Raw genomic sequence first — 25,883 nt, forward strand, 5'->3', positions numbered from 1 at the left:
AAATTAGGGGATGTTTATCTTGTTCTGTAATGAAATTCCAATTTTTTCTATAACTCCTACAACTAAAGCATTTCCCATGAAAAAAGCTCTTTTAGTATCTAAAATACCTTCAAGTTTTGTGTGATTATCTGGAAACATATTCAAGCGTTCAAGTTCAATTGGTGTTAGTCTTCTTAGGCCTTCTTTTGTTGCAATAACATGTTTGAATCTTGATGGGGATTTGCCACCCTCACCAGTAATTATCGTTCTCGAAGACTTATCTAATGGGTCTGGGAAATTCATACTTCCCTCACTATATTTGTATTCAAATCCTTCAGAATTTATTTTAGAATGACTTTTAGAACCTTTTAAATAGCTCCATTTGTCTAAGTCATTTTCGTTAATATAGAAGTCTTCATCAACTTTTCCAGACAACATTATATCTTTAATTGTTGTTTGTTTACCATCGTAACTTGGTATAGAATGAATAGTGGTGACCTCTCCATTTATCATTACTCCAGTATTTTCAAATAGACTTTTAGCGGTTCCTTTATTAAATTCATTTGAAATTTGCACAATATCATTATCCAACGTGAAGAATTTAAAATTGTTTACGTTTTCAACGGAAACAGGGAAAGCTTCTGCTATTGTACCATTATTAAGAACCCATTCTGTTGGGGTAGATTCAATTATTTGATTGAAAATTCTAGATGTGCTGTGGTATGCCAATATAAAAACTCTTCTTCGTCTTTGGGGTAATCCATATTCAGCAGCATTTATGACTCTCCATTCAACTGCATATCCTAATTCATTTAAACTTTGTAGTATAATTGCAAAATCTCGACCTCTTTGACCAGATGGGGATTTAAGTAATCGGTCAACATTTTCAAGAAATAAAAACCTTGGTTTATTTTCTTTTTCATTCAGAATCTTATGGATTGACCACCATAAAACACCTTTTTTACCAATTAATCCTTTTGAGTTTTTCAAAGTTGTAGCTACAGAATAATCTTGGCACGGAAATCCACCCACTAATAAATCATGGTCAGGAATCGTTTCAACATCTACTGATGCTATATCTTCATTGCTGTGATTTATTGTACCCCACCTATCTTCATAAACTTTTGAGGCGTGCTGAGCTTTTGTTGAAGGCTCCCACTGGTTACTCCATACTACTTCAAATTCAGAATTAAGGTCTTCGCTATATCCACTAGTAGCTGATTTATTATCCCATCCCTCTAATCCAAGCCTGAACCCTCCTACACCAGCAAATAATTCTGCAACTCTAGTCATTTTTATTCCTTTAGTATAAATTAATTTTAACTTTCTTCACAAAAGTATTCAATTAGAAATAAAATTATTGATTTAATTGGTATAAATATAGTGTTCAATATATTGCACATGTTTAATTGTTAACGTATATTTGTTTAGGACTTAGCAAGATAAATAAACCTTATTTTTTAATCCAAAGTAGAGTAATAAATAGCACATAATTTTATAATTATCATGAGCACATTCATAAATGAAGAAGAAAAACTAAAGCATCCATTTTATAAATTGATGGAATTAAGAGATAATGCTTTGGAATCAGAATTAAATTCATGGTCAAGATTAGATTTAATAGAATGGCTTTGTTGGAATGACCGAAATGGCGTTTACAGGGATGATGAATCGTTGCATGAGTTTGGCAATATAGTTAGTAAAGAAGAAGCTATTGAAATTATTACCAGACAAATAACGAAAGCGTAAATAATGGTAAATAGAGACTCTCAACTAGAAAAGGATTCAATTGAAAATTACATCCATAACAGTCGCTTAAAAATGGGACAGAATATTCGTGAAATCAGAGAAAAAAGAGGTTATAGTCAAGATGAGTTAGCAGAAATCATGGGTGTAAACCGAACTACAATTTCCAAAATAGAAAATGGAAAATTTAGTTTTAGTATTGATTACTTAGCCAAATTCTCTTTGTTTTTAGATTTTAATTTTTCAATAGTTGATAACAAGTGATTTAGGCTAGAGGTATTTTAATACTTTAGCTGTTAGATTCTAACTTAGTAAATTATTTTTTCTTTTTGATAAATCTTGCTCAATACTCCTCCAGTAGTTGAAATTACCTTCCCTTTTGGTACTCCTATTTTGTCAAGTAGCATAAGCATTTGTTTTGATGTTAGTTTTAGCTTCATATCTTTCTTTTAATGATAAATATCTCAGAATGCACCCAAACACCAATTAAAAAATAAATTATTCCGAAAAGTGAGGCTGTGCGCTCACACAACATAATGAATTCATAGCTTTTACTAGTGATTATTAAATAATTCAATAGAACAAATACAGGAGCGTCTGAGCCCAATAGGTACGGATAAACTATTGATTAATGCAAAAAATGGAACCAAATTTTCCCGTAAAATATTTTTTTCGATTTTGACCTCAACTAAAAAATAATTGCCTTTTTTCAGCCAGATATTTTTTTTGGATATCGATGGGGTCTATATATCGATATCCGAAAAAGCCACTAATAGTTAGCGAGTAACGGTTAACTTGATATTACATTAAACAACGGGGGAAGGGGCCTTCCTCCGTTGTTTATACATTTATGCAGAACCTAAAACATGGCTTTGAATAACATAGGTAGCTTTTGGGTTTAGCCTATCTCGAATCATTAAAACTTTGTCTTTAATAGTATCATTTTTTCCAAATACAATGGTGGCATCCACGAAATCCAATTGCTCACCATTATTGATTTTTTCCTGAAGCATTAATTTTACTCTATCGCTGAAATTTATAGCTTCTACATCTATCTCCAATAATGAAGTCTTTTCAACTTTTGGTACATGTTTCCTTTTGATTCCATTCAACACAACTTTGGTTTCTTTTAGACTATCCATGATTGGATTCTGTTTTTCTTCATTAGACAATTTTGCTATTGTCTTAATTCCATATTGCTGAATTACTGTATCCATAACTTCTTTTACTCTCTTTGCATAATCTGGATGAAAAAACAAAGCATCATACACGTACCCAACGAATATCCCTTCTTTATTCAGTTGCTGAATAACGGTTGTCATTACCTCAACTTCTTTTGCAAATAATCTACGTGAAGTAATCTTGTGTTTGTGCTGACTATTATATTTCTCGGAAATAACATTCTGAAGCATTCTCGGTTCATTTTGTTGATAATATGGATAAAGTGGAGATTGTTTCATTTGCCAAACTTCTTTATTAAAGAATGATAAATGTTCTTTTTTTACAGTCTTTACATCAATATTGAGCTCTAAACCTAAATCACCATGAGTTAAATAAGATGTGGACCCATCGTATAATGTAATTGTTATATTTGGATGCAGACAACTATAATCACTTTCTACAAGTGTTTTACCATTTACTAAAACCAAATTTCTTATCCAGCTCGGCATGAGGTCAAAAGAATCGACCACACGACCACCACTAGCCTCACCACCAACTGTGGGAATCAAAAGACCATTATCAGTTAAATATTCAAATATCTCAATAGCATCTTCCACAAAAGAAAGTTCTTTATGATTTTTATAATATGACCTAGCATGTTTATTCAGTTTTATCAGTTTCTTGTTCTTCTTTGTCACGTATCCTGAAGCAATTAACCTTTCTGCTTCCTTATTAATTTGGTCCATAGTTGGTAGGGTAATGTCCTGATAGAATCTGATGAGGTTCTCGCAGATTGGATTCTTTTTGGCTTCACCTAAAACTCTGTAATAATGCTTATTTAGAAGGCTCCTAGCTTCTTTTGTCTTAAGGTCATAACTTACTATACCTTTACCTAAATAAGGCGGTGTTAAGCGATAAAAATGATTCTTTTCACCTTTAATGCTGACATGGTCACATTCAAGTATAGCACCTCTTTTTAAAGGTTCTTCAAGTGCCATGATTACATTTTTATAGGTCATAGGAGACAGACTTAAAAAATCACGTAGATATTCGGCTCGAAGTGATTTCCATCCATTAGGTTGGCTTCCATTTTTGATGTCAAAATAAGTGGAATTTAATTGAGTACAAAATAACAAACACAATTCAATTGCTACATCAATATCCTTATGGATTTCTTTTAATAGTTTTCTCGAGACATATTTTCGGATTACATATTCTACTTTACTAGGTATCTTTATTCTATTATTATTGATTACGAATAGCGATAATTGAGCAGAAATATCAGTAGTGATATTGTCATCATTATAGGCTGTAACCCTTGGTATATCTAGTACTTCTTTATCTTTAGGTAATGTATTATCTAAAACATCATTAATGAATAGATAATATGAATGAAGATAGAATTTCCCTAGTAGTGACTTATAACTAAAGTTATCATGTAATTGGAAATTATTATCAAAAAAATATAAATTTGATAATAGGGATTGGTTTTGTAGCATGGTTTCATAATTATTCTGCTTTTATGTTATTTTTGGATTCTGCTTCTTTAAACTGGGGCAGAACCCAGATAGGAGCTTACTCTATCTGGACCCAGTAATTGCCTGCTACAGCAATATTAACAACGATACTTCTTTATATTGGAATAGTCAATAGGGAAATCATCTAAAACCATGTTTTTTTTAAATTTTCTTTAATGGAGAGACCAAATGAGCAATAACATCAACAGTCATTGCCAATCCAATTGCCTTTAGCTTATTAGTCTTGGAAACTTTTGGAACATCTGAAACATAACCATCAGGAATGGTCATAAGCCTTTCACTTTCTAATACACTAGGTAAACGATAACATCCATTTGGGAAATCATATTCATCAAAGCCTAAACGAGATTTTCCTATGTATCCTGATTTGTGAAGTATAAATGGATATTCTAGTAATTTTTGTTCAGTTGGTTGGTCTGCAAATTTTTTGTCCTTATATATAAGGTTTCCAATATTCATTTTGTAGTATCTAAAAATTCCATTGGTTAGGGTGCAATTACTTCCTAATAATACATTAGCCTTTTCTTTGTCAACATATCCATTGACTACAATGTCTTGATACTTGATTGGTTTTGGTTCTGGAACTCCAACATTAGGAATGTTGGTCCAGTAAAGTCTTCTTCTATTAGCTGGAGCCAAATCTGCTGAATTTATCTTCACTAATTTCACATCATAGAATATTTCTGAAAGTTCACTGGTAATTATGTCTCGGTCCTTTGCAGTCATACTTGCAACATTTTCCATTAGGAAGTATACTTTTTTCTTAATTGGTGCAAATAGATAGATGTCCCGAATGATTCTTTTTGCTTCATAAAACAATTTAGATTCTGTTCCTTCAAGTCCTCTTCTATCAACTGGATTAATGCTCGATAGATTTGTACATGGACTTCCAAAAACTATTAAGTCTATTTCACTTGCCAAGTCTATTCCTTCAATCTTGCAAACATCACCCAATTGGATAAAATTTGTATCACCAGAATAATGATGATTTTGGATTGCAAGAGCATGAGGACATATTTCGCTACTGTAGTATTTATTGATTTTAATTCCTGATTTTTCAAGTGCCAGTTTTGCACAACTTATTCCATCGAATAATGATAAGACATTTAGTCCTTCTTGGTTGGTTTGGGTTTGTTCCATAATATTTATCTGTTTTAGATAAATATTTCCCCATGTCAAAAAAGACTAAAAAAAAGCGGCCCATCATTTAATATTTTTAACAATCACAGTATTCACGGGGGTTAACACGTGAAAAAAAAATAAAATATTTTAATTATCCCTGGCGCAGGATGAAAATTCCTTGTACACTCGCAGTGTACAACTAAACAATTAGAAAAATGAGCACACAAACAAATACAATGGAAATAGCTAAAACAATATTGGAACAGATTCAATATGCGGACCGTTCTGCACTGATGGCTTGGGGAGCACAAAATTTCGCAGCGATTAGTGAATCAAAAGAATTTCAAGGTGGAGTCGCTTTTCAAGTAAATGGATTAACTCATCAAGGTTGGGTTAAAGTTTGCCTTCGTTGGGTAGATGATTATACGATTGTATTCATCAACAAAAAACGTGAAGTAGTAAAAACGTTTGACGGAGCTTATTGTGATATGTTAGTTCCTGTGATTGATTGGATAGAAGGAAAGTAATTCCTTTTTTTTGACTTGTCCGTTTTAGATATAGCCCATGGTTCTTTTCTAAAACGGAAGTTGAAAGTGAAAACCCAACAAAACCGTTAGAATGTTTTAAAACAATTCGGACTCTAAAACTGAAACAAAATTCAACCTAAAATACCTATATATTATGAAATATTATTTTTATTCTCGTACCTCAACTGTTCTTCAAAATTCTGCTAGACAAATTGAATCGTTTAAGTCTCATGAGGGATTTGATACTTCAAAATTGTATGTTGAACGAATTCAAGGAAATGTTCCGTTCATGGAAAGACCCGAAGCGGTTAAAATGTTTGATGAAATCACAAATCAATCTGAAAGATGCACTGTAGTTGTGGATTCGACCGACCGCTTGGGCAGAAATCTACTCGATATTTTAAATACAATATCTGTATTTAAAAAAAACCACATCAACTTAAAATCACTTAAAGAAGGATTTTCAACATTCTTGGATAATGGTGAAGAAAATCCAATGGCTAATCTTGTAATTTCTGTAATGGGTTCAATTGGAGAAATGAGTCGTAATCAAATAAAAACTCGTTCTATGGAAGGGATAAAAATCGCTCAGGCTCTTGGAAAATTCTCTGGAAGAAAAATTGGAGCGGTTCAAAGCGATGAAAAACTATTGGAGCGACACCAAACAGTAATGAAGAAATTGCAAAAAGGTTTAACTGTTCGTGAGATTACTGAGATTACAGGTGCGTCAAGTGCAACAATTATAAAAGTTAAGAAAGTTATGGTAAATCGAAAAATGATTTAGGGTAGTCCATTATATCATACTTCTAAATTAAAAATCGTAAAGAATACCTTCAAAAATATTTTTTCTAACTTTTCCTTTGAAATTGTAGATTTCCTTGTCTTTTTCTCTTGAGCCTGTAAGGTGCAAAAAGTCAAATAGTTCTTTTTTACTTTTAAAATTAAAATGTTCTTTCAATTTCTGAATGGTTGGTTTATGGTCTCCTTTAATTTCCATTATTCTTCTTCCGTACATTATAACGGTCGAAGTAGAAGTTACTTTTTCTGCGTGTGGAAATTTTAAATTCTGCAATGCCTTTTTTATTTCTCTCGATAAACTAGGTTGAGTAAGTGGATTGTATTTATTAGAGATAAATACATTATCCTCTAGATTAGGTATTGTAGAATAAGTTTTTCTGCCTCGAGATTTACTATAAAAAATTACATTTTGAGTAGTTTGCATGGTATGAACATAATGCTCTAAAAGATTTTTTCTGAATTCTGCGTAGATTTTTATCTTTTGATTTTCAAAAATAGGAGACTTTTTAATTTGAATTGTTCTCTCTTCTTGGTTTACATGAATAACTTCATGCCATTTTAAGCTAAGTAATCTAGATGGTCTAATACCATTATATAAACTGATTAACAATAATAAGCGTATACTATTAGTTACGGGGCCTTTATATGCAATGAGTTCAGATTCTAAAAATTTAGAAAATGCTGTAAATTTCTGAAAAGGATAACCATCATTGAAGTTTTTGTCTTCTAGTAAAATCAATGTTCCATTCGCATCCAAATTAATATTATTCAAACTGTATTGAATCTCATCTTTAGACCTATATCCAAGAAAAAAAAACAATTCTTTATTCGTGCGAAATTTGAAGTGTAGCTTAAGAAATTTACTTATATCATTTGTATAGCCATTAACAGCGAAAACCTTTCTACCGAATAGAATTTGCGAAAATATTTCAAAATTAAAGACATTCAAATGTTTAACATTTATTTTGTTAATTTCATTTAAATGGTCACTAGCTGAAGCTCTTAATATCCATTCAGAAAGTCTATCTGTGCCCAATCGTAATGGTATAGTATTTATAATTTCTAGTTCTAAACTTGGATAGTCTAACTTACAATATAAATCAGAAAGTAAAAATTTTACTTTAGGATGAATTGGTATATAGTATTTACGTACTCTTAATTCATCTTTCACAACTGCATTGTTTTCAGTACCTAACATTAATAATTCTTTCCATTTTATATTAAATACATATTTCATCTCTAATCCTGTCGCTAGGCTTAAGACTAAAATGATTCTGTGAATCATTAGGTCATTAGACCCCCTTATAACTTCTAAGTTTTGAAAACAGGAGTTAAAAGAATCATCAAAAGTTATAAACTCTTCAATTGGATGCGTGCTTTTGTACATAAAACGGATTTTATTATTTTTTTTATTGGCTAATTTATCACATAATTAGACATAAAACAAGACAAAAGCATTCGCGTGAAAAATAACCAAAAACGAAACAAATTTTATCACAATGTGCAAAAATCATACATTTGCTATATCAAAATCGGAATAACAAAATAAATTATTAATACAAACAACAAAAGCTATTATGAGAAATTAGAATTTTAATGTTACTTCAAATCTAAAGGTATAATGAAGGCATTAAGAAAACAATTAATTATCTAAGACTTTCTAATTCTAGAAAGCAAAAAAATCAAACAATTTATTACATCAAAAAAAATCTATTGCAATATGGACAGAATGTCTATTGCCTAAACTTTAAAAACAAAAAAAATGAAAAATTCAATGACAACAGCAGAAAACAATTCTATTAAAAGTAAATATATAGTAAGTGTAAACATCCTAAAAATGGATAAAAACGGTAATCATAAAAGTGAAAATTTGGAATATACTTTTGATGAAGGAGAATTATTGGAAAAAAGAAGAAGTGCAATTGAGAAAGCTCAGGAAATTACGGATTCTTTTAACCATGATGAAAGCTTCTCTTCTCCTTCTGAGGCTGAAGACAAAGGCTTTAGAAATTTCAAAGCTTATTCTGTTGATATCTATCTGATTATTGAGGATGAAGGAGAGGAATATGACTATAATATTTATGGAGATGAGGAACTCGTATTTGAATCCTTAGAGGTTGAAGCAAAATTTTTTAAAAAAGAGTGCGAAATCACTAAATTCATCAAAGTTCAAGATAATGAAGATGAAACAATTGAGGTTATAGAAGAAAATCTTTATTTTTTGCTTAGTTAACTAGAAAACAAAGTGTTTTTAAATCTACAGAAAACACTAAATACCTATTATCTAATCTAGTTACAAATATTAGTCGTTAACTAGATTGATTTCTTTCATTCCTGAAAAGAAATTCAAAAACAATTTTATCTAAATAATAATCTACCCAAAAATGGGTACAGGACCTCCTATGTCCTAAACAAATTACTATAAACAATTAAAATAATTAAAATCATGGCTGAAAATAGCAAAATTGAATGGACGCATCACACGGCAAATTTATGGTGGGGATGCACAAAAGTACACGCAGGATGTGACAACTGTTACGCATTAACCTTCGCAAAAAGAGTGGGAAATGATATCTGGGGAAATGACAAACCCCGAAGAATGATTAAAGATGTATGGTCAAAATTTAGAAAATTTCAAAAAGAAGCAGAAAAACAGAATGAGGTCCACAGAGTCTTTGTCGGTTCGATGATGGACATCTTCGAAAAACCAATGCCGTTAGTGGACCATGATGGCAATCCATATTCAGAAGGTGAAAGCGAATTTTGGAATACTGGACAGTTAAGAGATAAATTCTTTAATGAAGTTGTTCCGAATTCACCTAATCTGATGTTCCTGCTATTAACAAAAAGACCTTCGAATATCAATAAGTATATTCCTGAGAGTTGGAAAGAGAATCCTCCTAAAAATGTAATGTTTGGAACCTCACCTGTAAGCCAAGAAACCGCAAATAAGTTAATTCTTCAACTATCGGAAGTCAACGGGTTAAGGTTTCTTTCTGTAGAACCTCAACTAGAAAAAATCGATTTAATGACTATGGTTAATGATGAAACAGATAGGGTTTTATTGGACATGGTTGATTGGGTAATTCAAGGAGGTGAGTCTGGACATCACAGACGACCTTTTGATACAGATTGGGGTAGATTACTAAGAGATGATTGTAAAAAGAAAGGCGTTCCATTTTTCTTCAAACAGATAGATAAAAAGTTGGAAATACCTCAAGATTTATTGATTCGAGAATTTCCAACAACTAAAACCGAAATATTAAACTTGAAAAAAACCGAAATGAAAACAAAAATGAAAAAATTGAAGTGTGTAACAGTAGAAGAACTAAGAGTTATTAATGACAACTCTACTAAAGCTAAATTCAGTGCAACCTATGATATTGATGGCTTAATAAATGATGGAATACTAAGTGATATTCCAGATTTCGCATATAGTGTTCAACTTTGCATGGTTCACGAAAATCAAGATGGCAGTTCAGCAATGAGGGTATATGTAAGTACTAATACAAGATTCAAATCAATAATTTTGGATATGACTGAAAAAGATTATGATGGCTTGTTTAAAATGAAATTTAGAGTAGTCGCTTAATAAAAACGCAGTCTACTTAGGCTGTTTAATACGGGAGAATGGTGCACAATTCTCCAATTTAATCTATCTGGTTTCTGTTCAGAAATCAGTAAATCAAAGTAAAAAAAATGAAATTTTCAAACTCATGTTATTGGGTAAGGATTTCTATTGTTTAAAATTTAAAATAAATAAAAATATGAAAAAATTAGAAGTGTTAGCAGAGAATGAGTTTAATATGATTTGCGATTGTCTTAATGGGGTTGTTATTGATTTAGAACCGATAGAATGGAGAATTAACATAACGGATGATTTGATGGAAAGTGGTTATGCTTTAAAATCAGAATGGAATGTTGATATCGATGATTTAGAATATAAATTAGATAGTTTGTCTAATGTAGAATTCTTGAAATTATTAGTTAAGGTGGATTTGTTTTGGCAGACGGATGATAGTAATTATGAATCATTTAATAGAATTTCCCCAAAAGCAAAAATTTTAGAAATAACTGATGAAACAGAAAAGCATGTGCCAATCATTTGGAATTCTGAACGAGGTCCTCTAGATGATTTTTATATTGTCGCTTTAGGGCTTAATCTTGATTATATAATTTATGTTCATGATTTTGAAGGAGGTAATAAGAGTATTTGGGCTTCATCAGAAGCCGATTTATTGGAGTGTATGTTTAAAATTTCTGAATCTAGTTATTTTGGTAGTATTGATAGCTTACATAATTCTTTAAAAAAAGGAGATTGGTTTTATTTCAACGAAGAAAATAAAATAATTCAATAATGTTTTTTGCTTTACCTAGAATTTATTTGAATGAGATAACCAAGCAAATAAATAAGAAAGACATTCGAACGGCAAGAAAATGGTGTAAAGGAAATTTCCTAAAAGTATATAAGGATTCATCAGGAGAATTTGCGTATCAATACGAATTTGATTTAGTATTTAATATGCCATTGATAAAAGATTTAAAATTAAAGCATGGTGATAATTGGGAGGATTTTTACCATGCTTACAAAAAAAATGAATTGCACAAAATGATAGACTCAACTAAATCAGTTGAAAAAACGGGATATGTTCCAAAAGGTAAATTATCCTTAAAACTATTTGGTGGGTCACTTAAATAAATTACACTCGCATTAAATCTAATTTACAAACTATGAAAATATTGAAATACAAAAAATTTACTGGTTTGCATATTGTATGCAAGAAGTGCAACAAATTAATAGAGGTCTCGCAAGACACATATAAAGGCTGTAAGCATCCAATTGACAGGCAGAAGTATAAAGCGATACTAAGACAAGATGGAAGTCGAAAAACGAGGGATTTGAAGGCATTGGAGTATGATGATGCAATTAAAGAACTGCTTGAATTCAAACATGAATTGTCGAATCCAATTCGGTTTAGTGTTAAGGTTCCAAAAGTTGAGGTTAAAATAGAACTACTTAAGGATTGTATCATGATGTTTGCCGATTGGCTTGAAAATGTTGATGTCCCTAGGCATCAACAAAGACCTCGTTCAAGTGGCTATATAACAACGACAGTTCAGTATATTGTAAGATTTAGTAAGTTTCTAGAAAATAATAAATTCGACCTCAACAAGTTTAAAATCTATGATTTGAATGATGCTATCGTTGGGAAATACTATGATTATTTAGATGAGACATGCAAAATGGCATCTACTCACAATCACAATACTAAGGCATTAAAGAATTTTAATAATTTTTTAATTAACCATAAAGGCTTCAATATTCCAAATTATTTTGGTAAAATAAAATTGAAATATGAAAGTATGAATCCAACTAGCATTAAGGATGATGATTTCAAAAAATTATTAGGAGTGATATCATGTGAAAACTCTATTGAAATACATCCAAATGGACGAAGAAAAAACATGTACAGACCTTATACGAAAGATGCTATTGAGTTAGTTGCCTACACAGGAATGAGAATAGAAGAAACCATGGTTTTAAAGTTTTCCGATATCGTTTTGGATAATGATGGAAATATTCAACATTTAGTTGGAACAGATTTAAAATTTGAAAGGGCTCATAATTGGAATAATACCAAAGCCCCTAAAAAAGTTATGATTCCAACCTCAACTGAGTTAGAAAACTTATTGAATAGATTGGAGTATAAAAAACATTTAGGTGCTGATAAATATCTGATTGCCGATGATTATGATATTTCTAGAAAAACGCTGAAAACTCAAATAAGCCATTCGTTTACTTTTTTTAGAAAGAAAGCAGGACTTTCTGATGATTTTAGTATTAAGCATTTAAGAAAAACATTTTTAACTAAATTGCATACTAAAACTGGTTTCATTGAATCTCTGGGATATCAAAGGTCCGCTAAAGTAACGCTGAACAATTATATTGATAAAGTTCAGGTCGTAAAAGAGATTAATAGGATTGGGTTTGGCTATTTTGATAAATAATCTTTTCTGAGAATTAGAAATGGTTTTCATTTCTATTCCGTAGGAATTTTTAATATATTTGAAAAAAACATTGTGTGTTTAAAATATATTAAATCATTAATTTATTTTATATTTCGTAAGGTTTTTGAAATTGGTAGCTCTAGAGTTATTTATAAGATACAAAACAATTAAGAAATATGAAAACACTATGAGTTGGATTGAAGATTCTATTAAAAACTTACTCATAAAAGGAGAGGGCGAAATATTTTCCCGAATTGAAACTATAGGCATTAATCTTGATATCAGTGGCACGAATGCAAAAGCTTATTGTTATGGTCTAAAACTAGATGCGCAAGGCAACCCAAGAGTTAATGATTTAATAGAATTCGTAACAACAAAATTAATTGATTATTCTATACCCAAGAAATTGCAAGATGAAGCTAAAGAACAATTACTTAAAACAGGCTCGACTTCAAAAATCTTAGAACTTGGAAAAAGAGCAAAACTACTATTTACCGATTTAGAAAAAACAGGTGAATTTGGTGAGATGTTACTATATATATTGGTTCAAGAAATTTTGGAATTACCTCAACTAATAAGCAAAATGTCGTTAAAAACATCTGGGCAATTACATTATCAAGGGGCTGATGGAATTCATGTTAAATATGACAAATTGGATGACTCTTTATCTTTGTATTGGGGAGAATCCAAAATGGAACAAACAATGTATTCAGGTCTAAGAAATTGTTTTATAAGTTTAAAATCATTTTTACTAGACACTTATGGTCATGATTCAACGCAAACGAGGGATTTACATTTAATAACAAGTAATATTTCTGAGAATATTAATAATCCTGAACTTGAAGATATTTTGGTCAGATACTTTGATTTGAATGATGATTTATCAAATAAACTTAAATATAAAGGGGTTTGCTTTGTCGGATTTAATTCTTCTCATTATCCAACTTCTCCTTTGGAAAAAACGACAGAAGAACTAATCAAAACTTTTGAAAAAGAAGTTAGTAATTGGTTAGTCAGTTCAGGTACTCAAATTAAAAATCATGTTAATTTGGAAAAATTTGAAATTCATCTATTCTTAATTCCGTTTCCATCGGTACAGGATTTTAGAACTCATTTCCTAAAGGCTATAGCTAAATGATAGCTCATAAAATTTTTAATCTTGAAAGCTTTAAAAGGCAATACAGGGCTGTTTTAGCATTGTCAGTTTGCAATACGATAAAAAATCTAAAATGGGAAGAAGATGTTGAAGTAATAACTCAACAAATAAATTGGAATAATTTATTAGGTATAGCTAGTGTTTTGAGTTATTCAGATTCAAGTGAGCACCTAGAGGCGGCATTGAGAATCGCACAAACTTGTTTGAATACCAATCCAAATGAAAATCAAAAAACAGCATCTGTAATAATATTAGAAAACTTAACAAATATTCCAGCATTAAAGCTCGCAGTAAAAAGGGGCTTAATTAAAAGTAATTATGAAGATGATTTGCCTCTTCCGTTCAAATTACAAACCAACAAAATAAAAATTGAACATTCAATTTTAATAGACGAGAGTGTTATTTCTTTAAATAGATTTCAGAAAAAAGTTTTCGATTCGTCAAAAATTAATAATTCAATTAGTATTTCAGCACCTACATCTTCTGGCAAATCTTTTATTTTATATCAATTATTACTTGAAGAACTAAAAAGAAAGGGTGTTAATATTGTTTATATTGTTCCAACTAGGGCATTAATTAGTCAAGTAGAGGATGATTTGAGAATTCTTTTAAAAAAGAATAACATTGGAAACGTAAATTTAACAACTGTTCCTCTACAATCCGTTGAGAATGGAGAAACGAATCTTTATGTTTTTACACAGGAAAGACTTCATTGGTATCTTTTGCAATCTGAAAATACAAAAATTGATTTCTTACTTGTGGATGAGGCGCATAAAATTGATAATAGTAATAGAGGTATCCTATTACAAAGAAAAATTGAAGAAGTAATCGATTTAAACCCCGAAGTAAGATTATTCTTTTCGAGTCCATTCACTTCAAACCCTGAAATTCTTTTAGAAAACATCGGGACATCTCAATCAAAAGAAACTATTAATACTGAATTTGTAGCTGTTAATCAAAATTTACTTTATGTAACTCAATTAAAGGGAAAGCCCAAAGAATGGGAGATTGAGCTAATTTTAAAAGAGGATAAAATTAAAATTGGAGTAATAGAATTAGATGATAGGCCCACAAATGAAGCGAAGAAAATAGCATTAATTACTTCTGCTATTTCTAGCGGAAATAGCGGTAATTTAATTTATTCAAATGGTGCAGCAGAATCTGAAAAATTTGCAAAAATATTAACTGAATTAGTAGCTAAGGATTCTAGTAGTACAGAAGTCAAAGAGCTTATAAAACTCGTTAAAACTACAATTCATAGAGACTATGTATTAAGTAAGGTACTTGAATATAAAATAGCTTTCCATTACGGAAACATGCCTTTATTAGTTCGTCAAGAAATAGAGAGGCTTTTTAAAGAAAATGAAATAAAATATCTTGTTTGCACCTCAACTTTACTTGAAGGAGTTAATTTGCCTGCAACGGCAGTTTTTATTAGAAAGCCAACTAGAGGAAAGGGGAAACCATTAAATGAAAATGACTTTTGGAATTTAGCAGGAAGAGCAGGAAGATGGGGTAAAGAATTCAGCGGTAATATTATATGTATTGAACCTAATGAGTGGGGAATAAGACCGTCACCCGACAAAAAGAAGCAAAAAATTGAAAAGGCTCTAGATTTCTTGGAACAGCATAAAGCACCAGAATTATTAAAATATATTAAGGATGGTAGCCCTAGAGAAGAAGCGGAAAACAATCAAGAATTTGAATTTGCATTTAGTTACTATTATTCTAAATATCTGAAAGGAAAATTAATTGGCGACACCAATTTTAACTCAGAGTTGATTACTCAATTTGATTTAATAAGACAGTCCATAGAAATTCCGAACCAAATAATTTTTAGAAATCCTGGTATTTCACCAATTGCTCAGCAAGAGTTATTAGATTATTTCGAAACAAAAGTTAATGAATTAGAAGATTTAATACCAGTTTATCCCGAAGATGTTAATAGTTATGAAGAATATATTAAACTCATTGGGAGAATTGGAAAAACGTTAGCAGCATTCCCTCCTATATTGAATGCTTCTAGAGCTATTTTATTAATTAATTGGATGTCTGGAAAGCCACTTTCATATCTAATAAGCAGTTCTTACAATTCATATAGAAAAAAACAACCAAATATTTCTATTGATAAAGTTTGTCGGGACACAATGGAAGAAGTCGAAAATTTTGCAAGATTTAGATTTGCAAAAGAGTCAAGTTGTTATATTGACATTTTGAAATATTTTTTAAAATCTATTAATAGAGCAGATTTAATTGAAAGAATTCCCGATTTGAATTTATGGTTGGAATTTGGTGTCTCTCAAACAACTCAATTATCTCTTCTTTCACTAGGACTTAGTAGGAATACAGTAATTGCATTAACGGAATTTATCACTAATACTACTTTAAGTAAATTGGAAAGTTTGGAGTGGTTAAAAAATGCCGACTTAAATAAATTGGATTTATCCCCAATTATGATTCAGGATATTGAAAAAGTATTAGTGAAATAGCATTATACTTTTCAAGCGATAGTAATGACTAAACAACATATTAAATGACAAGTGGATTTGAAAAGGCAATAACAATTAAGAATGCCATTAATAAAATTGATAAACGTGAGTATTTATTGCCTGCGCTACAAAGACAGTTTGTTTGGGGGACTGAAAAAATTGAAGTACTGTTTGACAGTATTATGAGAGATTACCCTATCAACTCTTTTATGCTCTGGCAGGTTACAGAGCCTTCCATTAAAAACAATTTAAAATTTTATGAATTTCTTAGAAAGTATCGTCAAAAATATAATGAACTAAATCCTGAGTTCGAAACAAAAGGTCATGACGATTTCTTTGCTGTTATTGATGGACAACAAAGACTGACAAGTATTTATATTGGTCTCAAAGGTTCATATGCATACAAGGGATATAAGAAGTGGTGGAGAAATGATGAAGATTCTTTGCCTACAAGACATTTGTATTTAGACCTTAATTCAGAAATGCCTGAAGATAATGATAAGAAGATGAAATATGATTTTAAATTTTTAACACATTATGACATCCAATGGCACGCAAAGCATCAACCATTTCGGAAGTGGTATAAAGTTGGGGAAATAATGACTGTTAAAAACAGGAATGATTTAGACGACTATATTGAAACGAATGGTTGGTTAAGTGATAAATTCACAAAAGAAACAATTAGACAGCTATGGGCAGTAATCCATGAAAGACCATTAATTAACTATTACTTAGAATGTAATCAGGAATTATCGACAGTACTAGATATTTTTATACGAACAAATAGTGGTGGAGAAGCTCTCTCATTCTCTGATTTATTAATGTCAATTATCACTGCAAGTTGGAAAAAGCTTGATGCAAGAAAAGAGATACCAGACATCATAAATCAAGTATTTGCTGTAAGAGGAAGGGAATTTCAAATTAATAAAGATTTTGTACTTAAAACTTGTTTGGTTCTGTTAAATGATAATATCAAGTTTCAAATCAAAAATTTTGATAAAGCTAATGTCATAAATTTTGAAGAACATTGGCCTGATATCAAGAGAGCAATCATTGCAGGTTTTGAGCTCATTGCTAATCTTGGCTTGAGTAATTATACATTAAGAGCCAAAAATGCAATGATACCAATTATTTACTTCATTTATCAAAAACGAATTACGGACGAAATTAATCATCCACTCAAACATAAAGAAGATAAAGCATTAATTCAGAAATGGCTTCATATTTCTTTATTGAAAGGTGTTTTTGGAGGTCAATCTGATAATGTATTGACAAAAATTAGAAAAGTTATACACAAAAAAACCGAAAAAATAATTTTGCTATTGCAAAACCCATTAACATCAGTAAATGAGAAAAGGAAATTACTCAATTCCTTGAAGACAGTTTCTTTTCCTTTTGATGAAATCGTTGGAGAATTTGCAAAAGACCCCTCTAAAAATTTAACTTTTGACGATGCTTTTATTGATGAACTACTCAAAACGCAGTATGAATCTAATGAAGCTTTTTTAATACTATCATTGTTATATCCTCATTTAGATTATTTCAATCAAGATACACATAAAGACCATCTGCATAATGCTGATTTTTTTAGAAAAATTGATAAAAATATTTCAGTAATTCCACCAGCTGATTTGGACTTCTTTAAAGATGCAAATAATTGGAATAGCATATTAAATTTACAAATGCTAAATAGCACCTTAAATGGAAGTAAAAATGCAAAGCTATTGAAAGATTGGGTGATTGCAAATCATATTGATTTGCAATCTCATATTATTCCTCAAGGAATTAGTTTAGATGTTTCCAACTTTAAGCAATTTATTACTAAGCGTAAAATTGAATTATCATTAAAAATTAAGCAGATTACGTAAGTTAACTATCTCAATTATTATTTTGACAAATAAATATCCTATGAAATATACATTAGAAGAAATTTATGTTTTGGTTGGAAGAGGAGATAAAACTGCTACAGTTACATTCCATCCTGAATCAGAATCATTTAAGACCTATGGAAGACATGTTACTGTAGTATTCACTTATACCCAAAAAGAACGTTTAGCGTTAGATAAATTAATATCGGAAGGAGAGTTTAATACAAGTGGTTTTGCCAAAGCTAAATTTTTGGGATTAGAATTATCTGATGATAAAATTAAAAAACTTAATTCAGAGGGAATAAATTCTGATGACATTTTGGAAATACTATATTTTAATCATGAGAGAGCTAATACTTTTCATTCAAAAGAAATTCGAGAAATAAAAAAGACTTCTATACCAATGAAAACGCACTCAAAGGGACGTGATTTTGATTGGATGTACGGTTTTACAAAGCGTTTAGTTAGAGATAATATAGGAATTACTCCTTATGAACGAAACTTCTATTTAGGAGGGAAGCTTTATTATGAACCCGATGAATTAACCGAAGATGAAGTTAATGAAATTTACGAAGGAGGAATGACTTTAAAAGAAGAAGTTGAATATCAATTTCTTTTTATAAAAATGATGCGGGAAGAAATTAATGAAGAAGAGAAAAAACAATTAGGATTATTGATTAGTAAAAAGCATAAAAGAAATTTTGATATTTTGGATACCTATTTACAGCAAGCAGGTAGTAGTATAAAAAAACTTGCTGAACTAAATATTGGTAAAGCCGTTGAGTTATTTGCTAAAGTAGATGGCTTTACTGACAGGAAACTAAGTCACAATACTGCTAAAATCATTTATATTGACATTGACGGTTTTTTACACATTTATATGAGACACGTTGAAGAAATGAAAATAAATAAGCATTTTGAACATAAAGACAATTTTCAGTGGAAAGAAGAGGATGTTTTTTTAGTAATAAAAAATGTTATTGAACAAGTGGATAAGGAAATACAGGATTTCTTTGTGAAAAATCCTGATGGGCGATATAGTCGTTATGGTGATAAAAGTCTATATTTTGAAGGAGATTATTATACTTTTCATATCGAGAAAAATGGTAGGTTAAGTACATTTCATAAAAATAAAAAGTAATATTTTTTGAAGACAATTATAAAACACACTACACAAACATGAAGCTGACAGAAGATGAGACTATAAAAATATTAATATCACATCTTGAAAAGAATGGTTGGAAGATAGAAAGTTATTGTTTGGGACAAACACGAGGTTGCGACATTGTTTCTGTAAAAGATGATGAGAAACTTTATATTGAAGTCAAAGGTGCACGTGCTAATGATGATTCTCCAACGAAAAGAAGAACATTTTTCGATAGTGGACAAATTAAAACTCATTTCGGAAAGGCAATAGTGAAAATTCTAGATGATAAATATCGACATCCAAAATCTAATTTTGCAATTGCACACCCTGATGATTTTGAAATTAAAAGGGCTATTGGAAATTTAACGCCATTTTTAAAAGGCTTAGGCATAAGACATTTTTGGGTTTCAATAAATGGAAATGTAGAAGAGGACTAATTAAGGGATTGAGTATAATAATTTTAAAAAATTATTTAAAAGTGCACTCTAAAAGAGCACTTAGATAAAATAAAAAAGCCTTACATTTCTGTAAGGCTTGATTTTACTGGTGGAGAATACGAGATTCGAACTCGTCACCTCTTGCCTGCCAGGCAAGCACTCTAGCCAAATGAGCTAATCCCCCAGAAGTGTCGCAAATATAGTATAAAAAAGAGATGTTTCTAAAAACAATCTTCAAATTGTGCAAAAATGTACCGTTTCCTATTTATATTTTTAACTTTACATAAAAACTACTAAAATGGCAGCACAAGACCCAAATGGTTCACTCACTATTACAATCCAAAATAAAATTGCTACCGTTGAATTCGGACATCCAGCCAGCAATTCATTTCCACGTAATTTATTAGATTCCTTGACCTCTGAAATTAATATTTTGAGTGGTAATGGTGACGTTTCAGTAATCGTTTTGCGAAGTATAGGTACAGGAGCATTTTGTGCAGGAGCGTCTTTTGATGAGCTTTTGGCCGTGTCTAACCAAGAGGAAGGGACTGTTTTTTTCTCCGGTTTTGCTAATTTGATTAATGCCATGCGTAAGTGTTCAAAAATAATTGTGGGTCGCATCCACGGAAAAGCTGTCGGAGGAGGTGTCGGTATTGCCGCTGCCTGCGATTACGCTTTTGCAACGGTCAATAGCTCAATAAAACTTTCAGAATTAGCAATAGGGATTGGGCCCTTTGTGATTGAGCCTGCCGTAAGTCGTAAAATAGGGAAAAGCGCTATGTCCGAAATGACCTTGGCTGCACACGAATGGAAAGATAGCAATTGGGCCCAGCAAAAAGGACTTTACGCCAAAGTGCTGCAAGACCAAGTAGAAATGGATATTGATTTGGCCCATTTCACAAATAAATTGGCGTCCTATAACCCGCATGCCCTTGATGAAATGAAAAGAGTGATTTGGGAAGGAACAGATCATTGGGACAGTCTTTTATTGGAAAGAGCCGCCGTATCAGGACAATTAGTACTGTCTGACTTTTGTAAAAATGCATTGGCACAATTCAAAAAGTAATTTTTAAAGCTTATTCCATTTTTTTTAAGGAGCTAATCCTGCTATCCGCTATATTCCCGATATAGAAAAACTACGGCTAAAAAGCCTTGTTTTTCTTATCGGGAGATGCCGCTGCTATCAGGGCTAAAAATCAGAGGTAGCAGGAAAGACGATATTTCCAATTCATTTGTCATGTCAATTTACTAAATTTGCAGACAAAATTATATCTCGATGAGCAATATCAGAATTACAAAAAAATTTAGTTTCGAAACCGGTCACGCCTTATATGGTTATGATGGGAAATGTAAAAATGTTCACGGACATAGTTATAAATTGTCAGTAACCGTTATAGGAAGTCCAATCGAGAATCGAAATGATGTTAAATTTGGAATGGTTATCGATTTTACGGACTTGAAAAAAATAGTAAAAGAAGAAATTGTAGATCAATTTGATCATGCAACTGTTTTTAACGAAACCACACCGCATGTGGAATTGGCGCACGAATTAAAGAACCGAGGACACCATGTAATCTTGGTAGATTACCAGCCTACAAGCGAAAATATGGTAATTGATTTTGCCCAAAGAATAATTGGTAGATTACCGGCAGATATCAGACTTTTTTCTTTAAAATTGCAAGAAACAGATTCGTCTTTTGCCGAATGGTACGCTAGCGACAATTTGTAAATTCACAACCCATACTTTAGCTTCATGCAATTACCTAATAATAAAAAAATATACTTTGCCTCCGATCAGCATTTTGGTGCGCCAACGGCTGAGTTGAGTCTTCCAAGAGAGAAAAAATTTGTCGCTTGGCTTGACGAAGTAAAAGTAGATGCCGAAGCTATTTTTCTATTAGGTGATTTATTCGACTTTTGGTTCGAATATAAAACAGTAGTTCCCAAAGGATTTATTAGGGTTTTAGGCAAGCTTGCCGAAATTCGTGATTGCGGAATTCCTATTTATTTTTTTGTAGGGAACCATGATTTGTGGATGGAAGACTATTTCGAGAAAGAATTAAACATTCCTGTTTTTCATGATAACCAGGAATATACTTTTGCAGATAAGACTTTTTTAGTAGGACATGGGGATGGAAAAGGACCTGGTGATATGGGTTACAAACGCATGAAAAAAGTATTTACAAATCCATTCTCAAAATGGCTTTTTAGATGGCTACATCCAGATATTGGAGTAGGACTGGCACAATATCTTTCAGTGAAAAACAAATTGATTTCTGGTGATGAAGACATTACCTTTCTTGGCGAAGACAATGAATGGTTGATTCTATACTCCAAAAGAAAATTGGAAACAAAACATTACAATTACCTTGTTTTTGGTCATCGTCATCTACCTATGAAAGTAACCGTAGGAGAAAACTCCGAGTATGTCAATCTTGGCGACTGGATCAATTATTTCACTTATGGGGTTTTCGATGGTGAAACTTTCGAGATCAAAAAGTACGAGAATTAATTCATTCCTTCACCGTTCAAATAATCATCTAGATTAATTTTAAACAAAGTACCTTCTACTAGGTCTTTTACCGAGTTTAGCTCTTCCATGGAAACGGCTAAATCAATTTGGGAACAAGGTGTTTTTAGTAAAAATTTGTGGCATTCATTTTTTAGGACGCAATCATCACAACAGTTATTAAGAATGTAACTTTCTTGAATACAACACTGAAACAGTTTCAGTTCGTGTCGACTGAAATAGAAACCAGTTTCTCTAAAAATCAATTGGACTTTATCTGTTAATACTTCGTTCTCTTTTCTCCAGTAGAAAGAAGTACCTGCATCATTATAATATATCTGTTTCATTTCTTGCATCGTAATTCGTTTGAAACAAATATAATAATTATTTAGATTTATTCTAAATAAAAACCAATTATAATTTACTCCTGATTCTCGTGTTCTTCCAGGTCTTTGGTCAAGTCCAGTTTTCTGAACGTAGGGGAGATTATCCCGGTTGTCAATACTACGAATAGCGTCATGCTTCCTCCAAAGACAACTGCAGTTACCGTTCCCATTAGTTTTGCCGTAAGTCCACTTTCAAAAGCGCCTAATTCGTTTGAAGAACCCACAAACATAGAGTTTACTGCCGAGACTCTGCCTCGCATGTGGTCTGGAGTTTTAAGTTGTAAAATGGTTTGGCGAATTACTACCGAAATACCATCGAAAACTCCACTAAGGAACAAGGCTGCAAGCGATACCCAAAAAATGGTGGAAAGACCAAAAACAATAATACAGATTCCAAATGCGAATATGGCAGACAATAATTTCATTCCTGCATTTTTACTCACCGGAACGTAGGCGGTAATCAACATGGTGATAAAAGCACCAACTGCCGGAGCAGCTCTTAAAAAACCAAAGCCTTCGGGGCCTACTTTTAGGATGTCTTGTGCAAAAATGGGCAACAGTGCCACTGCTCCTCCAAAAAGGACTGCCACCATGTCTAATGTTATAGCTCCTAAAACGGTTTTGTTATTGAATACAAACTTTAACCCTTCAGATAAACTTTGCATTACCGGTTCCCCTATTTTCGGATTCATAATCGGCTTTTTCTCAATTTGAGATAAAAAAAGCATCGCAAAAATAGAACAGGCGAAAACAGAACACATAGACCAATGTACGCCAATCAAAGTAATGGAAAAACCGGCTACGGCAGGTCCCGCCACTGAAGCTATTTGCCAAACGGAACTACTCCAGGTAGCCGCATTTGGATAAACTTTCTTTGGGACCAATAGTGATAAAAAGGAAAAAATAGTTGGCCCTAGGAAAGCTCGTACTAATCCTCCCAAGAAAACCAATATATAAATAGAATACAAAATAGTTTTAGTAGCATAATCTTGCACGACCGCAGGCCAAGTCAAAAGAAAAAGGCCAAAACTGATAACCGAAAAAGCCAAAATGCATTTTAGCAACAGCCCTTTCTTCTCTTTTTGGTCGACAATGTGTCCAGCAAATAATGCCATAGATACTGCTGGAATTACTTCCATTAAACCAATAAGTCCTAGTGAAAGAGGATCTTTAGTGATGCTGTACACCTGCCATTCGATTACGATAAACTGCATAGACCAGGCGAAAACCATGGCAAAACGCAACAATAAAAAAGTATTAAATTCTTTGTAACGTAAAGCTGCGTACGGATCTTTCTTTGTCATTTTTTCAAGCTAATTATCTAATATTTTTTAATCTCAATTGGATGGATATTTTTCCGTTCCATTCATTTTCGTCTATACAATACACGGCTTCAAATGGTTTTTGATTCGTGGTTAAATCCATCTTGTCTCCCAATCCAAATCCTATTGCCGGAATCCCTTCGGAATTATTTTGTTTCACAAACAGTTTCAAATGTTCGTCTTCAGCACCCATTTTCTTTACATAGCCCGTATCTTTAACGTTCTTCGTCAAAAATACTGGTGTCATATTTTGGGGGCCAAAAGGTTCAAATTGTTTTAAGATTCGGGTTAGTTTTGGAGTGATATCTGCAAAATCTATTTCAGCATCAATCTCGATTTCCGGAATTAGCATATCAGGATGTATCGTTTCCTGAACTTGTTTTTCAAAGGCTTCTTTAAAAACAGAATAATTTTCTTCTTTTAAAGTCATTCCCGCAGCATACATATGTCCTCCAAATTGCTCTAAATGTTGAGAACAAGCTTCTAGTGCATTATAAACATCAAAACCTTTGACTGATCGTGCAGAAGCTGCATATTTATCACCACTTTTTGTAAAAACAAGAGTAGGGCGATAGTAAGTTTCAATCAATCGAGAAGCTACAATCCCAATAACGCCTTTATGCCAATCTTCCTGATATAAAACAGTGGTGAAACGATCTTTCTCGCCATTATTTTCAATTTGCAATAATCCTTCTTTGGTGATTTGTTTGTCTAGTTCTTTACGGTCAGAATTATATTGTTCAATTTCAGAGGCAAATTGTTGTGCTTGCTCAAAATCAAATTCGGTTAATAACTCCACTGCATGATTCCCATGTTTAATTCGTCCGGCTGCGTTAATTCGCGGTGCGATGATAAAAACGACATCTGTAATATCTAAGGTCTGTTTTTTTATTTGGTGAATCAAAGCTTTAATTCCTGGTCTGGGATTGCTATTGATGACATGTAAGCCGTAATAGGCGAGGACACGATTTTCGCCCGTCATTGGTACAATATCAGCAGCAATTGCTGTTGCTACGAGGTCTAAGTACGGAATGAAATCATCAATAGTTTGATTTCTTTTACTTCCTAAAGCTTGTATTAGTTTGAAACCGACACCACAACCGCATAGTTCGTCATAAGGATAGAAACAATCGTTTCTTTTTGGATCGAGAACAGCTACGGCTTCGGGTAAAAATTCCCCTGGTCTATGGTGGTCACAAATGATAAAGTCGATGTTTCGTTCTTTTGCGTAAGCGACATGATCAATGGATTTAATACCGCAATCTAAGGCAATAATCAGCGTAAAACCATTGTCATCTGCAAAGTCAATCCCTTTAAATGAGATGCCATATCCTTCAAGATATCGATCAGGAATATAAGTGGCAACATTAGGGTAATATGATTTTAAATAGGCAGAAACAAGCGAAACCGCTGTTGTCCCATCAACATCATAATCACCAAAAACAAGAATATTCTCTTGGTTTTCAATTGCAAGTTCGATTCTTGCAACCGCTTTTTCCATATCTTTCATCAAGAATGGATCGTGTAAATGGTCTAATGAAGGGCGGAAAAAATTCTTGGCATCATCAAAAGTTTCGATGCCTCGTTGAACCAATAAGGTGGCGACAAAATCTTCTACATTCAAAGCTTGCGCCAGATTTTTTATCTTTTCCTCTGAAGGCTTTGGTTTAATAGTCCAACGCATATTAA

The 25,883-nt window shown here is 32.0% G+C and carries 25 protein-coding genes and 1 tRNA gene; 17 read left to right on the forward strand and 9 right to left on the reverse strand.

What is annotated here, in order from left to right; all coding sequences use genetic code 11:
• Window positions 1-3: 3 nt before the first annotated feature.
• Window positions 4-1,272: a DNA (cytosine-5-)-methyltransferase gene (gene dcm / locus BLV91_RS12580; RefSeq protein WP_091433853.1), complete on the reverse strand. Its 1,269-nt coding sequence runs from the start codon at window positions 1,270-1,272 to the stop codon at window positions 4-6.
• A 213-nt stretch (window positions 1,273-1,485) separates the two neighbouring features.
• On the opposite strand from dcm, the gene BLV91_RS12585 reads away from it, so the two are divergent.
• Together BLV91_RS12585 and BLV91_RS12590 are read left to right on the forward strand one after the other, a co-directional pair.
• The gene (locus tag BLV91_RS12585) at window positions 1,486-1,728 is read left to right on the forward strand and encodes a hypothetical protein (protein WP_091433855.1); all 243 of its coding nucleotides are present in this window, start codon (window positions 1,486-1,488) and stop codon (window positions 1,726-1,728) included.
• 3 nt (window positions 1,729-1,731) lie between these two features.
• Window positions 1,732-1,989, forward strand: a complete 258-nt coding sequence (locus tag BLV91_RS12590; protein WP_091433857.1) for a helix-turn-helix transcriptional regulator — start codon at window positions 1,732-1,734, stop codon at window positions 1,987-1,989.
• Between the two features lie 44 nt (window positions 1,990-2,033).
• Here the strand turns inward: BLV91_RS12590 and BLV91_RS17260 are convergent, their stop codons facing one another.
• The 3 genes from BLV91_RS17260 to BLV91_RS12600 form a co-directional block, all read right to left on the reverse strand.
• Window positions 2,034-2,165 carry a hypothetical protein gene (locus BLV91_RS17260; protein ID WP_262488622.1) on the reverse strand — a complete coding sequence of 44 codons (132 nt, stop codon included), beginning with the start codon at window positions 2,163-2,165 and terminating at the stop codon, window positions 2,034-2,036.
• A gap of 408 nt (window positions 2,166-2,573) precedes the next feature.
• Window positions 2,574-4,385: a hypothetical protein gene (locus BLV91_RS12595; protein WP_091433859.1), complete on the reverse strand. Its 1,812-nt coding sequence runs from the start codon at window positions 4,383-4,385 to the stop codon at window positions 2,574-2,576.
• Between the two features lie 180 nt (window positions 4,386-4,565).
• Window positions 4,566-5,564 carry a DNA cytosine methyltransferase gene (locus BLV91_RS12600; RefSeq protein ID WP_091433861.1) on the reverse strand — a complete coding sequence of 333 codons (999 nt, stop codon included), beginning with the start codon at window positions 5,562-5,564 and terminating at the stop codon, window positions 4,566-4,568.
• 197 nt (window positions 5,565-5,761) lie between these two features.
• Here BLV91_RS12600 and BLV91_RS12605 point away from each other — a divergent pair, with 197 nt between their 5' ends.
• Both BLV91_RS12605 and BLV91_RS12610 read left to right on the forward strand, forming a co-directional pair.
• Complete coding sequence (locus BLV91_RS12605) at window positions 5,762-6,073, forward strand: hypothetical protein (protein ID WP_091433863.1); 312 nt, start codon at window positions 5,762-5,764, stop codon at window positions 6,071-6,073.
• Window positions 6,074-6,227: 154 nt separating this feature from the next.
• A complete protein-coding gene (locus tag BLV91_RS12610) occupies window positions 6,228-6,857 on the forward strand; it encodes a recombinase family protein (protein ID WP_091433865.1) in 630 nt (209 codons plus the stop codon).
• 27 nt (window positions 6,858-6,884) lie between these two features.
• Here the strand turns inward: BLV91_RS12610 and BLV91_RS12615 are convergent, their stop codons facing one another.
• Window positions 6,885-8,258, reverse strand: a complete 1,374-nt coding sequence (locus BLV91_RS12615) for a hypothetical protein (RefSeq protein WP_091433888.1) — start codon at window positions 8,256-8,258, stop codon at window positions 6,885-6,887.
• 375 nt (window positions 8,259-8,633) lie between these two features.
• On the opposite strand from BLV91_RS12615, the gene BLV91_RS12620 reads away from it, so the two are divergent.
• The 10 genes from BLV91_RS12620 to BLV91_RS12665 all read left to right on the forward strand — a co-directional run bounded on the left by BLV91_RS12620 (window position 8,634) and on the right by BLV91_RS12665 (window position 19,977).
• Entirely contained in the window at window positions 8,634-9,104 is a 471-nt protein-coding gene (locus tag BLV91_RS12620; RefSeq protein ID WP_091433890.1) for a hypothetical protein, read from the forward strand.
• A gap of 213 nt (window positions 9,105-9,317) precedes the next feature.
• Window positions 9,318-10,463, forward strand: a complete 1,146-nt coding sequence (locus tag BLV91_RS12625) for a DUF5131 family protein (RefSeq protein WP_091433893.1) — start codon at window positions 9,318-9,320, stop codon at window positions 10,461-10,463.
• A 175-nt stretch (window positions 10,464-10,638) separates the two neighbouring features.
• Window positions 10,639-11,229, forward strand: coding sequence for a hypothetical protein (locus BLV91_RS12630; protein WP_139262328.1), 591 nt, complete (start codon window positions 10,639-10,641; stop codon window positions 11,227-11,229).
• Window positions 11,229-11,570, forward strand: coding sequence for a hypothetical protein (locus BLV91_RS12635; RefSeq protein ID WP_091433898.1), 342 nt, complete (start codon window positions 11,229-11,231; stop codon window positions 11,568-11,570). Before BLV91_RS12630 ends, BLV91_RS12635 begins: the two co-directional genes overlap by 1 nt.
• Window positions 11,571-11,602: 32 nt before the next feature.
• Window positions 11,603-12,880, forward strand: coding sequence for a tyrosine-type recombinase/integrase (locus BLV91_RS12640; RefSeq protein WP_091433900.1), 1,278 nt, complete (start codon window positions 11,603-11,605; stop codon window positions 12,878-12,880).
• A 187-nt stretch (window positions 12,881-13,067) separates the two neighbouring features.
• Window positions 13,068-14,018 (forward strand): HamA C-terminal domain-containing protein, encoded by a 951-nt coding sequence (locus BLV91_RS12645; RefSeq protein WP_091433902.1) that lies wholly within the window; start codon window positions 13,068-13,070, stop codon window positions 14,016-14,018.
• On the forward strand, window positions 14,015-16,525 hold the full coding sequence (locus BLV91_RS12650; RefSeq protein ID WP_091433904.1) for a DEAD/DEAH box helicase: 2,511 nt from the start codon (window positions 14,015-14,017) through the stop codon (window positions 16,523-16,525). Before BLV91_RS12645 ends, BLV91_RS12650 begins: the two co-directional genes overlap by 4 nt.
• Window positions 16,526-16,569: 44 nt before the next feature.
• Window positions 16,570-18,393, forward strand: coding sequence for a DUF262 domain-containing protein (locus BLV91_RS12655; RefSeq protein ID WP_091433905.1), 1,824 nt, complete (start codon window positions 16,570-16,572; stop codon window positions 18,391-18,393).
• 40 nt (window positions 18,394-18,433) lie between these two features.
• Window positions 18,434-19,534, forward strand: a complete 1,101-nt coding sequence (locus BLV91_RS12660; protein ID WP_091433907.1) for a hypothetical protein — start codon at window positions 18,434-18,436, stop codon at window positions 19,532-19,534.
• Between the two features lie 38 nt (window positions 19,535-19,572).
• Window positions 19,573-19,977 carry a hypothetical protein gene (locus tag BLV91_RS12665; RefSeq protein ID WP_091433909.1) on the forward strand — a complete coding sequence of 135 codons (405 nt, stop codon included), beginning with the start codon at window positions 19,573-19,575 and terminating at the stop codon, window positions 19,975-19,977.
• A gap of 107 nt (window positions 19,978-20,084) precedes the next feature.
• Here BLV91_RS12665 and BLV91_RS12670 read toward each other — a convergent pair.
• Window positions 20,085-20,161: transfer RNA gene (locus tag BLV91_RS12670), tRNA-Ala, on the reverse strand.
• A 114-nt stretch (window positions 20,162-20,275) separates the two neighbouring features.
• Between BLV91_RS12670 and BLV91_RS12675 the strand changes: the two genes are divergently transcribed.
• From BLV91_RS12675 to BLV91_RS12685, 3 genes are all read left to right on the forward strand, one after another.
• Window positions 20,276-21,043: an enoyl-CoA hydratase/isomerase family protein gene (locus tag BLV91_RS12675; protein ID WP_091433911.1), complete on the forward strand. Its 768-nt coding sequence runs from the start codon at window positions 20,276-20,278 to the stop codon at window positions 21,041-21,043.
• Between the two features lie 210 nt (window positions 21,044-21,253).
• Window positions 21,254-21,706: a 6-pyruvoyl trahydropterin synthase family protein gene (locus BLV91_RS12680; RefSeq protein WP_091090936.1), complete on the forward strand. Its 453-nt coding sequence runs from the start codon at window positions 21,254-21,256 to the stop codon at window positions 21,704-21,706.
• Between the two features lie 24 nt (window positions 21,707-21,730).
• Window positions 21,731-22,489: a UDP-2,3-diacylglucosamine diphosphatase gene (locus tag BLV91_RS12685; protein ID WP_091433914.1), complete on the forward strand. Its 759-nt coding sequence runs from the start codon at window positions 21,731-21,733 to the stop codon at window positions 22,487-22,489.
• On the opposite strand, the gene BLV91_RS12690 is transcribed toward BLV91_RS12685, so the two are convergent.
• The 3 genes from BLV91_RS12690 to recJ form a co-directional block, all read right to left on the reverse strand.
• Window positions 22,486-22,842, reverse strand: a complete 357-nt coding sequence (locus tag BLV91_RS12690) for a hypothetical protein (RefSeq protein ID WP_091433916.1) — start codon at window positions 22,840-22,842, stop codon at window positions 22,486-22,488. The genes BLV91_RS12685 and BLV91_RS12690 overlap by 4 nt on opposite strands.
• A gap of 65 nt (window positions 22,843-22,907) precedes the next feature.
• Window positions 22,908-24,176 carry an MFS transporter gene (locus BLV91_RS12695; RefSeq protein ID WP_091433918.1) on the reverse strand — a complete coding sequence of 423 codons (1,269 nt, stop codon included), beginning with the start codon at window positions 24,174-24,176 and terminating at the stop codon, window positions 22,908-22,910.
• Window positions 24,177-24,189: 13 nt separating this feature from the next.
• On the reverse strand, window positions 24,190-25,878 hold the full coding sequence (gene recJ, locus BLV91_RS12700) for a single-stranded-DNA-specific exonuclease RecJ (RefSeq protein WP_091433919.1): 1,689 nt from the start codon (window positions 25,876-25,878) through the stop codon (window positions 24,190-24,192).
• Between the last annotated feature and the right edge of the window lie 5 nt (window positions 25,879-25,883).

This window comes from Flavobacterium degerlachei (assembly GCF_900106645.1).
GTDB classification, from domain to species: domain Bacteria; phylum Bacteroidota; class Bacteroidia; order Flavobacteriales; family Flavobacteriaceae; genus Flavobacterium; species Flavobacterium degerlachei.